The organism is Rhodoferax sp., assembly GCF_030646845.1.
Classification (GTDB): Bacteria; Pseudomonadota; Gammaproteobacteria; order Burkholderiales; family Burkholderiaceae_C; genus Rhodoferax.
Genome location: NZ_JAUSLE010000041.1, coordinates 1 through 12870 on the forward strand (window position 1 = coordinate 1; position 12870 = coordinate 12870).

The 12870-nt window shown below is 61.5% G+C and carries 10 protein-coding genes and 1 pseudogene; 2 read left to right on the top strand and 9 right to left on the bottom strand.

What is annotated here, in order from left to right; translation table 11 throughout:
• Together Q7T10_RS09945 and Q7T10_RS09950 are read right to left on the bottom strand one after the other, a co-directional pair.
• Nucleotides 1-797: pseudogene (locus Q7T10_RS09945) on the bottom strand (PCRF domain-containing protein); the annotation flags it as partial.
• Between the two features lie 55 nt (nt 798-852).
• The gene (locus Q7T10_RS09950; RefSeq protein WP_304747757.1) at nt 853-1755 is read right to left on the bottom strand and encodes an alpha/beta fold hydrolase; all 903 of its coding nucleotides are present in this window, start codon (nt 1753-1755) and stop codon (nt 853-855) included.
• Nucleotides 1756-1780: 25 nt separating this feature from the next.
• Here Q7T10_RS09950 and Q7T10_RS09955 point away from each other — a divergent pair, with 25 nt between their 5' ends.
• Together Q7T10_RS09955 and Q7T10_RS09960 are read left to right on the top strand one after the other, a co-directional pair.
• Nucleotides 1781-3550 (top strand): acyl-CoA synthetase, encoded by a 1770-nt coding sequence (locus tag Q7T10_RS09955; protein ID WP_304747760.1) that lies wholly within the window; start codon nt 1781-1783, stop codon nt 3548-3550.
• A 73-nt stretch (nt 3551-3623) separates the two neighbouring features.
• The gene (locus tag Q7T10_RS09960) at nt 3624-4688 is read left to right on the top strand and encodes an aldo/keto reductase (RefSeq protein WP_304747837.1); all 1065 of its coding nucleotides are present in this window, start codon (nt 3624-3626) and stop codon (nt 4686-4688) included.
• An 83-nt stretch (nt 4689-4771) separates the two neighbouring features.
• On the opposite strand, the gene Q7T10_RS09965 is transcribed toward Q7T10_RS09960, so the two are convergent.
• The 7 genes from Q7T10_RS09965 to Q7T10_RS09995 form a co-directional block, all read right to left on the bottom strand.
• Entirely contained in the window at nt 4772-5323 is a 552-nt protein-coding gene (locus Q7T10_RS09965; protein WP_304747762.1) for a hypothetical protein, read from the bottom strand.
• 165 nt (nt 5324-5488) lie between these two features.
• Nucleotides 5489-6778 (bottom strand): sorbosone dehydrogenase family protein, encoded by a 1290-nt coding sequence (locus tag Q7T10_RS09970; protein WP_304747838.1) that lies wholly within the window; start codon nt 6776-6778, stop codon nt 5489-5491.
• A gap of 70 nt (nt 6779-6848) precedes the next feature.
• Nucleotides 6849-8612 carry a bifunctional diguanylate cyclase/phosphodiesterase gene (locus Q7T10_RS09975; RefSeq protein WP_304747764.1) on the bottom strand — a complete coding sequence of 588 codons (1764 nt, stop codon included), beginning with the start codon at nt 8610-8612 and terminating at the stop codon, nt 6849-6851.
• Nucleotides 8613-8657: 45 nt separating this feature from the next.
• Nucleotides 8658-10238, bottom strand: coding sequence for an ATP-binding protein (locus tag Q7T10_RS09980; protein ID WP_304747766.1), 1581 nt, complete (start codon nt 10236-10238; stop codon nt 8658-8660).
• Nucleotides 10238-11731 (bottom strand): ATPase domain-containing protein, encoded by a 1494-nt coding sequence (locus Q7T10_RS09985; RefSeq protein WP_304747768.1) that lies wholly within the window; start codon nt 11729-11731, stop codon nt 10238-10240. Before Q7T10_RS09985 ends, Q7T10_RS09980 begins: the two co-directional genes overlap by 1 nt.
• On the bottom strand, nt 11724-12146 hold the full coding sequence (locus tag Q7T10_RS09990) for a hypothetical protein (RefSeq protein ID WP_304747770.1): 423 nt from the start codon (nt 12144-12146) through the stop codon (nt 11724-11726). Before Q7T10_RS09990 ends, Q7T10_RS09985 begins: the two co-directional genes overlap by 8 nt.
• Nucleotides 12147-12240: 94 nt before the next feature.
• The gene (locus tag Q7T10_RS09995) at nt 12241-12675 is read right to left on the bottom strand and encodes a hypothetical protein (protein ID WP_304747772.1); all 435 of its coding nucleotides are present in this window, start codon (nt 12673-12675) and stop codon (nt 12241-12243) included.
• Nucleotides 12676-12870: the final 195 nt, after the last annotated feature.

Genomic DNA, 12870 nt, shown 5'->3' on the forward strand with positions numbered 1-12870 from the left:
TCAGGCGCACGGCCGAGTCGGTCTTGTTGATGTGCTGGCCGCCGGCGCCGCTGGCGCGGAAGGTGTCGGTGCGCACGTCGGACGGGTTGATGTCGATCTCGATCGAGTCGTCCACCTCCGGGTAGACAAACACGCTGGCAAAGCTGGTGTGACGCCCGCCCGAGGAGTCGAATGGCGACTTGCGCACCAGCCGGTGCACACCGGTCTCGGTACGCAGCAGGCCAAAGGCGTATTCACCCTCGATCTTGATGGTGGCGCCTTTGATGCCTGCGGTGTCGCCCGCGGTCTCGTCTTCGATGATCGTCTTGAAGCCCTTGCGCTCGGCATAGCGCAGGTACTGGCGCAGCAGCATGCTGGCCCAGTCACAGGCTTCGGTGCCACCGGCGCCGGCCTGAATGTCCAGAAAGCAATTGAGCGGGTCGGCCGGGTTGTTGAACATGCGGCGGAACTCCAGCCCCTGGATGATCTCGGCGAGCTTGGCGGTCTCAAGCTCGATGGTCAGCAGGCCGTTTTCGTCGCCTTCCTCTTTGGACATCTCGAACAACTCAAGGTTGTCGGCCAGTTCGGTGGAGAGGTTGTCGAGCGTGACGACGACACCGTCCAGCGCTTTTTTCTCGCGGCCCAGCTCCTGGGCGCGTTTGGGGTCGTTCCAGACCGTAGGATCTTCGAGGGATGCGTTGACGGTTCTCAGCCGTTCTGCTTTGGCAGGATAGTCAAAGATACCCCCGTAACTCTTGGGTGCGGGCGCTCAGATCGGAGAGTTGGGTGCCGATGAGGTTGATGCGTTCTGCTTCCATGATGCGGGTCCTAAACAATTGGGTTTCAAATAACCCGCTATTTTCTCACGTTGGCTCAGGCAATAAAGCGCTCGATCAGCGCCGCCAGCTGTTCTGGCTGGTCGTGGTGCATCATGTGGCCGGCCTCGGCAATCAGCTCAATGCGCACGTCGGGCACGGCTTTCAGCCGCTCGTGGTACTCCGCCAGGGAGTATTTGCCCTGCCACCACTGGTCCATGCTGTTGTCGCTGGCCTCGATCGCCAGCACCGGCATGCTGATCTCCTTGTAGATTTCCAGCACTTCATCCACCCGGTACAGCTGGGCGTTGGTGATCTTGTGGGCCGGGTTGCCCATGATCTCCCATCGGCCGTCGGCATTGGCGCGCGCCCAGAACTGGGCCAGCCACTCCGCCTTGTGTTGGTCCAGCCGCGGGTTGGTCCGCATGAGGCGGCGCGCCACACCCTCCACCGCGTCATAGGACTTGAGGTCCAGGTCGCCGGCGTGCAGCTTCTTCAGTTCATCCATCCACTTGGCATAGCGGCCAGGGGCCTGCGCGGCGTGGGTGGCTGGCATGCCAAAGCCCTCCAGGTTCACCAGGCGGCGAATGCGCTCGGGTCGCACGCCGGCGTACAGCATCGCGACATTGCCGCCCATGCTGTGGCCCACCAGGTCCACCGCCTGGCCGGGGGCGTAGTGGTCGAGCAAAAAGTCGAGATCGGCCAGGTAGTCGGGAAACCAGTAGTTGTCGACCTGGCCCGAATCGGTGTCACCGTAGCCGCGCCAGTCGGGGGCGATGACGTAGCGGTCCTGAGCAAAGGCGTCCACCACGAACTGGTAGGAGGCGGCCACGTCCATCCAGCCGTGCACCATCACCAGCGGCGGCTTGCCCGGCGTGGGCTCACCCCAGACGCGAACGTGGTACGAGAGATTGCGGATCGGGACGAATTCGCTGCGGGAGATTCTTTTGACTTGGTACATTTGACGAATCATAAGGAGACTCAGCATGAGCGTCAGTCAAAAACGAGACAACTATTCGCAGCTGTACGGCAACTTTCAGTGGCTGGTGCCCGAGAAGTTCAACATTGCCCAGGCCTGCTGCGCGCGTTGGGCGGAATTGCCGGATGCTACAAAAAGAGTAGCTATTCAGGCAATGGATACGGGGGGTAGAACCATTTTTTATACTTATGCTGAGCTGCAGCAACAGGCCAACCGCCTGTCGCGCGTGCTGGCGGTGCTGGGCGTGGGGCGCGGCGACCGCGTCGCCATCGTGATGCCGCAGCGCTTTGAGACCGCCGTGGCCTACATGGCGGTACTGCAAATGGGTGCGGTGGCCATGCCGCTGTCCATGCTGTTTGGTCCGGAAGCGCTGGAATACCGCTTGCATGACAGCGAGGCTGTGCTGGCCATCTGCGATGAAAGCTCGATTGCCAGCGTGGGGACCATTCGCGAGAACTGCCCCCTGCTGCGCAGCGTGCTGGGGGTGGGCGGCGCCGCCGCCCAGGCGGACGTTGACTACGCCGACGCGCTCTCAAGGGTGACGCCCGAGTTTGCCCCCGCCGTGACCGATGCCGATGAAGCCGCCATCCTGATCTACACCAGTGGTACCACCGGCAACCCGAAAGGCGCGGTCATCCCGCACCGCGCGCTGATTGGCAACCTGACAGGCTTCGTCTGCAGCCAGAACTGGTTTGGTTTTGATGGCCGCGACAACGCGGCAACCGACGCCGTCTTCTGGTCGCCGGCCGACTGGGCCTGGACCGGCGGCCTGATGGATGCGCTCTTGCCCACGCTCTACTTCGGTCGCCCCATCGTGGCCTTCAACGGCCGCTTCAGCCCGCAGGCAGCGCTGGAGTTGATGGGCAAGTTTGGCGTGACGCACACATTTCTGTTCCCCACGGCGCTCAAGGCGATGATGAAGGCCTACCCCGGCACGGCCAGCGCCACGGTACGCCAGCAGTTCGGGCTGAAGCTGCAGGCCATCATGAGCGCGGGCGAGGCGGTGGGTGACGCGGTGTTTGACTATTGCCAGAAGCAGCTCGGTGTGACGGTCAACGAGATGTTCGGCCAGACCGAAGTGAACTACATCGTTGGCAACTGCGCCATGAACGGCAATACCCAGGGTGGCCTGGGTTGGCCCGCCAAGCCGGGCAGCATGGGCAAGGGCTACCCCGGGCATCGCGTGGCGGTGATCGATGACGCGGGCAACGAATGCGCGGTGGGTGTGCCCGGCGATGTGGCGCTGAACCTTTTCGATGTGCACGGCCACCCCGACCCGATCTTCTTTCTGGGCTACTGGAAGAACGACAGCGCCACGCGCGACAAATTCACCGGCAACTGGTGTCGCACCGGCGACCTGGCCACCCGCGATGCCGACGGCTACCTCTGGTACCAGGGCCGCTCGGACGACATATTCAAGGCTGCGGGCTATCGCATTGGCCCGGGCGAAATCGAGAACTGTCTGGTCAAGCACCCGGCCGTGGCCAATGCCGCCGTGGTGCCCAAGCCGGACAAGGAAAGGGGCGCGCTGGTCAAGGCCTATGTGGTTCTTGCTCCTGATTTTGTAGCTGCTCGCGCAGGCGGGACGGGGGCTGATGGCCAATTTGACTCAAATCTGGTGGCCGAGCTGCAAGCCCACGTCAAAGGCAAGCTGGCGCCCTACGAATACCCCAAGGAGATCGAGTTTGTCGACGCGCTGCCCATGACCACCACCGGCAAGGTGCAGCGGCGCGTGCTGCGCCTGCAGGAAGAAGAGCGGGCCAGATTGGCGGAGTAGCGAGCCCAAGCGCAAAGGCGGGGGAAAACGTAAACTCCGGGCTCCACAAAAACCACCAGCACCTGCCATGACCATGAAAACCATCCAGCTCGGCCAGAGCGATCTGCATGTCACCCCCATCTGCCTGGGCACCATGACCTTTGGCGAGCAGGTGGACGAGCCCACGGCCCACGCCATTCTGGACCGCTCACTGGAGCGCGGCGTGAACTTCATCGACACGGCCGAAATGTATGCCGTGCCCCCGCGCGCCGAAACCTTCAACGCCACCGAAAAAATCATCGGCAACTGGCTGGCCAACAACCCCACGGCGCGCCAGAAGCTGGTGATTGCCACCAAAGTGGCCGGCCCCTCGCGCGCCATGCCCTGGATTCGCGGCGGCAGCCCGGACCTGACCGGCGCCGACATTGTTGCCGCCTGCGAGGGCAGCCTCAAGCGCCTGAAGACTGATGTGATTGACCTGTACCAGATCCACTGGCCGGTGCGCAATGTGCCGATGTTTGGCGGCGTGTACTTCGACCCGGCGAAAGACAGCAACGGCACGTCCATCCACGCCCAGCTGGATGCCCTGCAAACGCTGGTCAAGGCCGGCAAGGTGCGTGCCGTGGGGCTGTCGAATGAGACGCCGTATGGCGTGCACGAGTTTGTGCGTCTGGCCGAGCAGCATGGTCTGCCACGCGTGGCCACGGTGCAGAACGCCTATTGCCTGCTGAACCGCACGTATGAGAACGGCCTGGACGAAAGCTGCCACCGCCTCGGCGTGTCGCTGCTGGCTTATTCGCCGCTCGCGTTTGGCCTGCTGACTGGCAAGTACGACGAATCAGGCCTGACCGGCCCGGGCGCGCCGATGAATGCGCGCATCGCCAAGTTCGAGTCCACCCGCAAGCAGCGCTGGGGCCGGCCCGAGGCGCTGGCGGCCGCGCGCCGCTACAACGCGCTGGCCATTGAGAATGGCATGACGCCAACGCAGATGGCGCTGGCCTTCTGCTACACCAAGTGGCAGGTGACCAGCACCATCATTGGCGTCACGTCGGTGGCGCAGCTTGACGAAGACCTGAATGCCTGGGGCACCACGCTCTCGCCCGAGCTGCTCAAACAAATCGATGCCATTCGCTGGGATGTGCGCGACCCGGCTTTGTGAGATTTGTTTGAGCGGTGGGTGAGTCAACTTCGCGTCGACCCACCTCCAGACACCCTTGCCAACTGCCTCTTGCGAGGCAAGGATCAGTTCTTGCCGAACTTGGTCTTGGCGGCTGCGATGCAGCTGGTCTTGGCGTCGCCCGCCATGGCGTCACACTTCTCGACGGCCACCTTGTAGTCGGCGTCGCGCTTGTCTTCAGTGGCGTCCTTCTTGGCCTCTTTGATCTCCTTGCCCATCTTGGCATCTGCCAGCGCCTTGGTCTCTACGGCCTTGGCTTCCTTCACGCAAACGTCCTTGTCGTTGCCGGCCTTGTCGTCGCATTTTTCCTTGGCGACTTCATAGGCTGACTTGGCCTTGACCTCCATCAGCTTGGTCTGGTCCTTGGCCTTGCCGGTGTAGCTGTATTCCAGTTCGGCGCGTGCGACCTTCTCTTTGGCCTTGGCCTCTTCAACGCAGATGTCCTTGGCATTGGCGGCCAGCGGGGCGCACGCCGCCTTGTCGGCCTTGTAGTCCGCGCTGATGCGGGTCTTGCCAGCCTTGTAGTCATCCTTGGAAATATTGGCGGCCTGAGCCACTGGCAATGCCAGCAGGGCGGCAACGATGAGGGATGTCTTCAAATTGAAAATGTGGTTCATAAAAATCCTCGAAAAGAATGAAAGATCGGTTTGCACCGGGCAGCGAATTGTGGAACAGCCGATGACACGGGAACAGGGGCAGGTATCCTGAATTGACGTAGTAAATATCCTACAAAGACAAGCTACCGCGGCCCGTGGTCAGCTGCTTTCACCGGCAATCCGACCCTAAGGTGCGGCGCTCACACGCCAGATGACATTGCCCACATCGTCGGCCACCAGCAGCGCGCCCCCCTTGTCAAGCGCCACACCCACCGGCCGGCCGAAGGCATGGCCGTCCTCACTGAGAAAGCCGGTCAACAGGTCGACCGGGGCACCGGCCGGCCGGCCGTCCTTGAATGGAACAAAGATCACCTTGTAACCACTGTGGGGGCGGCGATTCCACGAGCCATGCTGGCCGATGAACATGCCGTTCGCAAAAATGGCCGGCAGCGAGGTGCCGCCCGAAAATGCCAAGCCCAGCGAGGCAGTGTGCGGCCCCAGGGCATAGTCAGGAAAGATCGCGCTGGCAACCAGCTCGGGGCGCTGCGGTTTCACGCGCTCGTCAAGGTGCTGGCCGAAGTAGCTGTAGGGCCAACCGTAGAAGCCGCCCTCGCGCACCGAGGTCATGTAGTCGGGCACCAGGTCGCTGCCCAGCTCGTCGCGCTCGTTCACGACCGTCCACAAGGCACCGCTGCGCGGCTCCCAGGCCAGCCCCACCGGGTTACGCAGGCCGGACGCAAAGATCCGGTGCGCACCGCTCGTGGTGTCGACCTCCCAGATGGCGGCACGCTGCGCCTCTGCGGCCATGCCGCGTTCGGCGACGTTGCTGTTGGAACCCACCGTCACATAGAGCTTGCGGCCGTCCGGGCTGGCCATGATGTTTTTGGTCCAGTGGTGATTGATCGGGCCTCCTGGCAAGTCCACCAGCTTGACGCCGGGCGCGGTGATGCGCGTGTCACCGTCTGCGTAGGCAAAGCGAAGCACCGCGTCGGCATTGGCCACATACAGCGCGTTGCCAACCAGCGCCATACCGAAAGGCGAGTTCAGTCCCTCCAGCAGCACAGAGTGCAGGTCCGCCACCCCGTCCCCATTGGTATCGCGCAACAGGGTGATGCGGTTGGCACTGGGCACGCCCGCACCGGCCCTTTTCATCACAAGGCCTGTCAGCCAGGCCTTGATGCCCCCGGCGTCGTCGGGCTTGGGCGGCGCGTTGCTCTCCGCCACCAGCACGTCGCCGTTGGGAAGCACATGCAGCCAGCGCGGATGGTCCAGGCCGCTGGCGAACGCGTTCACGCGCGTGCCGGGTGCGCCCTGTGGCATGGCCCCGACCGCCCAGCCTTTGGCTGGCGCAATGTTCACGGTTGGAATCAGCGTGCGCTGTGGCGGCGGCAAAGTCGGCTGGGGGCCCATGCCGTCTGCGACCGGCAGCGTGGCCATCTCACCGCAGGCGGCAAGTACCAGCACCACCGCCCCCATCAGAGCGGCTGTCACGCGCGCTTGGCTCCGAATGACCACAGGCAGGGTTTGCGGGCGCATGACCGGGATCTCAGTGTGGCATGGGCAGTGACAGCCCCGTGTGCAGCAAGGTGGCAAGCGCCTCTGCCGGCATGGGACGGCCGAAAAAATAGCCTTGCCCTTCATCACAATTCTGCGCACGCAAAAAGGCGTATTGTTCTGGCGTTTCCACGCCCTCCGCGACGACGCGCTGCTTGAGACTTTTGCCCATGCTGATCACGGCGCTGACGATGATGGCATCGTCGGGGTTGGCACTTATCTGGTTGACAAATGACTGGTCAATCTTCAGGGCATTGATCGGAAAGCGTCTGAGGTAACTCAGACTGGAGTAGCCGGTGCCGAAATCGTCAATCGCCAGCTTGACGCCCAGCTCGGCAATCTCACTCAATACGCAGTCGTTCGACTCGGCGTCGCGCATCAGGACGCTTTCGGTCAGTTCGACTTCCAGCCAGTTCGACTCCAGGCCCGTGTCCGCCAGGGTTGCGCGCACGTTGTCGAGAAAATCCTTGGCCCGGAACTCGAGCGCGGAGGTGTTCACTGCCATGGTGATCGCTGGCAGGCCCGCCTGCAGCCAGGCCTGCGCCTGCAGACAGGCTTCGCGCAGCACCCAGCGGCCTATCGGCAGGATCAGGCCGCAGTCTTCGGCGATCGGCACAAACTCGGATGGCAACAGCAGCCCGCGTTGGGGATGCTGCCAGCGGATGAGCGCCTCGACCCCAACAATCGTTTCGCTCTGCAGGTTGATCTTGGGCTGGTAGTGCAGTACAAACTCATGCCGGTCCAGCGCCTGGCGCAGGCTGGCTTCGATGGACTGCCGCTGCACCGCCCGGGCATTCATCTGCGGCTCGAAAAATTTGAAATTATTGCGCCCGCTCTCCTTGGCGTGGTACATCGCCGTGTCCGCACTCTTCAGCATGCCATCCGCATCGTGAGCATCGTCGGGGTAAATGCTGATGCCGATACTCACGCTGATATGAAGATCGCTGCCATCGATGCGGTGTGGCAGTGCGAGCGCCGCCAGTATTTTTTGCGCGGAGAGCGCCGCGTCTTCGGCATGCTCAATGTAGGGCAATAACAGCACAAACTCGTCGCCACCCTGTCGACTGACCGTGTCCGAGTGTCGCACGCAAGCCACCAGTCGCTGTGCCACTGACTTCAGGAGTTGGTCACCTACTGCATGGCCCAGGGAGTCATTGATGTGTTTGAAGCGATCCAGGTCCATGTAGATGACTGCCAGCTGGCGGCCTTGCCGGCGCGCCACCTCAATCGCCTGGCCCAGCCGGTCCGCCAGCAGCATTCGGTTCGGCAAATCGGTGAGCACATCGTGGTGCGCCAGATGATCCAGCTCGACTTTTGCCGCTTCGATTTCTTCAGCCAGTCGATGGGCTTCCATGCTGGCGATGACCAGATTCGCATTGGCTTGCTGGAGCATATGTAGCTGGTCTTCAAAAACGGCGTGCGCCCTGACCGCCGTCCGCACGCCCTGTTCGCGCGACGTGGCAGCCCCCTCGCGCAGATGCGCTTCGTCTTCGCGTATCAGGGCCACGGCCTCGCGCCGGTCGGCTGCATCTTCACGTATGTCGACAACACCTTCGCGCAACTCAGCCGCTTGTTCGCGCGCTGAGGCCGACTTTTCGCGACCCAGCATGAGCGCCTCTTCTTCAATGACCGCGCTCTCCCGCCGCGCCATACTCTCTTCGTGCGCCGCAAGTGCTGATCTGGCGGCGTGCTCGCTTTCGCCGCCCGCCTGACCTGGATCATTGCTGTCTGCTGCGCTGCCAACTTCTTTGTCCATTGCGATCGCTCCGTTACGTACCCGATCTTTGGTTGGCCACGGTAATCATGGTGACCCTGTTTCGGCAAGCCTCAGCGCCATGTTCAAGGCATCCATGAACTCGCTGACTTTGATCGGCTTGGTGATGTAGCGCAGGAAACCTGCGGCCAACCCCTTTTGAATATCGTTTGGCATGGCATTGGCGCTGATGGCCAGCACCGGGATGCACGCCGTGGCCGGATCTGCCTGCAGTAGTTTCAGCGCGTCAAAACCACTGATGCCAGGCAGACTGATGTCCATCAGGATCACATCGGGGCGATGAGCGCGCGCCAGCGCCAGGCCCAGATCGGCATCGCTGGCGCTGAGCATCCGTATGTGCGGATGGCCCCCGACAATTTGCGCGATCAGCATCAGGTTGGACGGGTTGTCTTCCACGCACAGCAGGGTCCGCCGCGCACCGTCTCTTTGCCCGTGCTGCGCAGCTTCGGCGGCGATGGCCTGGTCCGCGCCAGGGTCTGGCATCACATCGCGGTTCAATTCGATCCAGAACACAGTGCCGACGCCGAGCGTGCTTTCAACACCGATTTCGCCGCCCATCAGTTCAACCAGTTGTTTGGTCACCACCAGGCCAATGCCGGTGCCGGGCTCTGCACTGGCCTCTTGCCCCAAGCGGTTGAACGGCTCAAACAAATGGGCCAGATTGTCCACGGACAAGCCCGCACCGCTGTCTTTGACGCTGATGCGTATGCGCCCCGGCTTGCCCTCGGTGCAATGCACTTCAATCGTTCCCCGTTCGCGGTTGTATTTGATGGCGTTGGACAGCAGGTTGAGCAGAACCTGTTTGACCCGGATGCGATCGGCATTGGCAAACCAGGTGTTGTCAAATGGGAGAAAAGTGACCTGGACATCGCGTTGTTGCGCCTGCGGCTCGATCATCGCCTGGCATTCGCGCATCACATCGATCAGCAACACCGCTTCCGGCGACACAGGCAACTTGCCGGACTCAATCACCGCGAGGTCAAGAACCTGGTCAATCAGGCTTAGCAGATACCAACCCGCCTGAAGAATCTGGGCGATGTTCGCGCTTTGGGTGGGTGTGGGTGGGTGCGAATCCAACTCCATCAATTGGGCGAATCCGAGAATGGCATTGAGCGGTGTGCGTAGCTCGTGGCTCATGCTGGACAAGAAGTCCGACTTGGCGAGGTTGGCTTTTTCCGCCACGCTTTTGGCGCGCTCGAGCTGAACCTGGGCCAGTTCGAGCCGTGCAGTCAGTTTTTGTGCGTCCATGGTCGCAATGACCAGCTGCGCGTTGGCCTGCTGCAGCATGAGCATTTGCTCGTCCGACGCGGCCTGCAGGGCGGTGGCCACGCGTATTTCTCCCTCGCGCGAGGTGGCCTCGCCTTCGCGCAGATGGGCCGCGTCTTCACGCGAGGCGGCGGCGTCCTCGCGCGAGAGCGCTGCATCTTCCCGCGCCGTGGCTGAATTTTCACGGCCCAAAACAGCCGCTTCATCGTCGATGACGGCTCTTTCGCGGCGGGTTATGTCAGTTTTGGCAACCTCTAACAAGCTGACCTGGCGCTGGCCTGCCGTGCCGGGCTGAGTTGGATCAACGGCATCAACGGCACCGGCAGGGTCGGAGCTGACCATCACGGGCGGCCTTCATCCGAGGGTTCGCCCGCCGGCAGGACCGTGGGCTTGCCGGTCATGATGCCGGCATAGTCGGACAAAGTCTCTCCAATGACGATGCCGTCTTCGGTGATGCTGAACAACCGGATGTCCTTGCTGTGCGCGCTGGCACGGACCTTGATGACGGAGATGGCGCGCTGGAATTGGCTCTTAATCTCGACATAACGCTGCACGATGATCGCGTCAGCCAGGAAAGCGCTGCCGAAGGGGCTGAAGCGCAGGTCGGTGTATCGGTCCTCCAGCTCGGAGGTCATCAGAATAGTCACGCCCATGCTGGTGAGCTCGGCAATCATCCGGTACAAGGATCCACGGAAGTCTTCGCTGAACTCGGGTGCCAGGGCCAGTTCAAACCCAGACAGAGAATCAATGACCACGCGCTTGGCCTGCATCCGGTTGATCATTTCGATCAGATCATTCAGCGTCTCGTCAATGGATAAATCCAGGGAACGTGTGTCGATCACCCCCACATGTCCATCCTTGATCATCGAATGCAGCTTCATGTTGCCCAGCAGCTGGCTCGGGCTTTTCTCAAACGCGGCAATCACACCGGGTTCGCCCCGGCGTATGCCTTCGGCCAGAAATTCCGTCGCCAGGACGGTTTTCCCGGAACCGGAGGGCCCGACCACCAGCAGCGAATAGCCAACCGGCAGGCCGCCGCCCAGCATGTCGTCCAGGCCCGGGGTTCCCATCGGAATGCGGGCGACTCCAAACGGAACACTGGACCGTGCCTCAGGTGCCAGACTTTGTTTGATGATCGCACGCGGAAAAACCTGAACGCCCTGGTCGCTGATGCGAAACGTGTGAAGGCCCGGGGCCTGGGCTTGGCCCCGCATTTTGACCACCTGCATCTTGCGCACCATGGAGTTACGGTGCAAGTTTTGCGAAAGCCACAAAATGCCATCGGCCACGGTAAAGACCGGGCTGGACTCCGATTCCGGCATCAAATATTCGCCGATCAGAAAGGTGGTGGCCTGCCAGCTGGTCATCTGCATGCCCAGGCGTTGCACAAATCGCTGCAGATCGGACGCCCCCTGCTCGTTCTGCCTGCCAGACTGCACCACGGACCGGAACGAATCAACAAACACCAGACTGGGCGCGTAGGCCTGCACCTCTTGCGCAATGCGCGACAAGACGCGGTCAAAATCGCCGTCCAGCAGGTCGGCCGACAGGTTGACGAAGCGGATCGATTGATTGACCTTGTCGATATCGAAAAACGGAAACTGCTGCTGGTAGCGCAGCATCTTCAGGGCGGGTTCCCCGAGCACCGTGAAGAACAGTGCCCGGCTGGTCGGGCTGGCCAGCGAGAACATGATCTGGTGGGCGAGCGTTGTTTTTCCACTTCCGGGCGTGCCCGCAATCAGGTTGAACGAGAACTCCGGTAGCCCCCCACCCAGCAAGTTGTCCAGACCCGGAACGCCCGTTTTCAGACGACGTATGTTTACCTTGTTACTCATGTGTCAATTCCTTGTCGGCCGTACCTTGAATATCAATATCCCAAGCCGATTCCAAAATACGGGCGGTCAATGGCCCGCCTACCAGCGAGGCCAGGATGTCGGTGAATGTGATTAGTAGCAGACTGTTGGCTTCGCCCGCGATTGCAGGCGTTTGGGCTTCGAGGCTTGTTTTCAGGTCTGCAAACCGCGGCGCGGTCTGCGACGCCCCAGAACTGGTCGCCAGCCAGGGGTAGCTTGCCTGACTCAGGAACACACTTCTCGCATAAAGGGAATCAAAACCAGCGTCACCGACGATCAAAATGATCTGGGTGGCCATCCGCGACCAGTAGCCAATGGCGGCATCAGCAACCTTGTCAGTGTGCCCCGCCATAAGGCTTTTTATCCGCTGGCGCCTCAACAAGTCACTGGTTTGCATAAAGAATCAAAAAGAACGGTGCAGTGTCCACGGCGTGGTGGGTTGCATTGGCTATTGGAAGTGTTCAACGTGTAGTGCCCAGCATAGCTTAATCTCAGTTGTTGGCAATGAATCGATCCGCTCGGGCCGCTTGCAGCACTGCGGATGGATCGGTGTCCAGCATGTCCGCCGGGATACGCTGCGCAAGCCACGGGTTGGCTTGCGCAAACCAGCTCGCCAGCTCCCAAGGGTCGTAGACCGGCGTCAACTCCGCAAAGACCTGGCTCAGTTCCGGCCGGCGCGTCATGTCAAGACGGTTGAATTGAAACAAAGGGAGCCATGTTTTTGATTGCCAATTGAAACCCATCAACTCCCTGTCGGCGAGCCATCCGGCAATCGTATCGGCATCGGGCCCACAGCACAGCCTTGACAAAGCGACTACCTCGCGCTCCCGCGCCAGCCCACCGCTGTCGCGGTAGACGTCGAGCATGGCAACAAATTGGTGGTCTGCACGACCCTGCTGGGGGTGGGGGATGGAAACGTTTTGCATGGAGACTCCAGATCGACAAAAGCATGGCATGGGCCACGCTGGCCCGAGCGGTAGAACACCTATACAGAGAGGCACGTTATTTGAGGCCACGTCATTCGTCTGTTCGTTTGCGCACGGACCGTCAAAAACCCATCCGGTAACGTTGCCTCTGAATCCATGAGCGACCTGCAACTGCGCCTCATGCATGATTCACCA

What these genes read in the sequence shown, in the direction of transcription:
- Q7T10_RS09975 (WP_304747764.1), bottom strand. Translation starts at nt 8,612, where the DNA reads ATGGACAAAGAAGTTGGCAGCGCAGCAGACAGCAATGATCCAGGTCAG.
- Q7T10_RS09990 (WP_304747770.1), bottom strand. Translation starts at nt 12,146, where the DNA reads ATGCAAACCAGTGACTTGTTGAGGCGCCAGCGGATAAAAAGCCTTATG.
- Q7T10_RS09965 (WP_304747762.1), bottom strand. Translation starts at nt 5,323, where the DNA reads ATGAACCACATTTTCAATTTGAAGACATCCCTCATCGTTGCCGCCCTG.
- Q7T10_RS09970 (WP_304747838.1), bottom strand. Translation starts at nt 6,778, where the DNA reads ATGGGGGCGGTGGTGCTGGTACTTGCCGCCTGCGGTGAGATGGCCACG.
- Q7T10_RS09960 (WP_304747837.1), top strand. Translation starts at nt 3,624, where the DNA reads ATGAAAACCATCCAGCTCGGCCAGAGCGATCTGCATGTCACCCCCATC.
- Q7T10_RS09980 (WP_304747766.1), bottom strand. Translation starts at nt 10,238, where the DNA reads ATGGTCAGCTCCGACCCTGCCGGTGCCGTTGATGCCGTTGATCCAACT.
- Q7T10_RS09955 (WP_304747760.1), top strand. Translation starts at nt 1,781, where the DNA reads ATGAGCGTCAGTCAAAAACGAGACAACTATTCGCAGCTGTACGGCAAC.
- Q7T10_RS09995 (WP_304747772.1), bottom strand. Translation starts at nt 12,675, where the DNA reads ATGCAAAACGTTTCCATCCCCCACCCCCAGCAGGGTCGTGCAGACCAC.
- Q7T10_RS09985 (WP_304747768.1), bottom strand. Translation starts at nt 11,731, where the DNA reads ATGAGTAACAAGGTAAACATACGTCGTCTGAAAACGGGCGTTCCGGGT.
- Q7T10_RS09950 (WP_304747757.1), bottom strand. Translation starts at nt 1,755, where the DNA reads ATGTACCAAGTCAAAAGAATCTCCCGCAGCGAATTCGTCCCGATCCGC.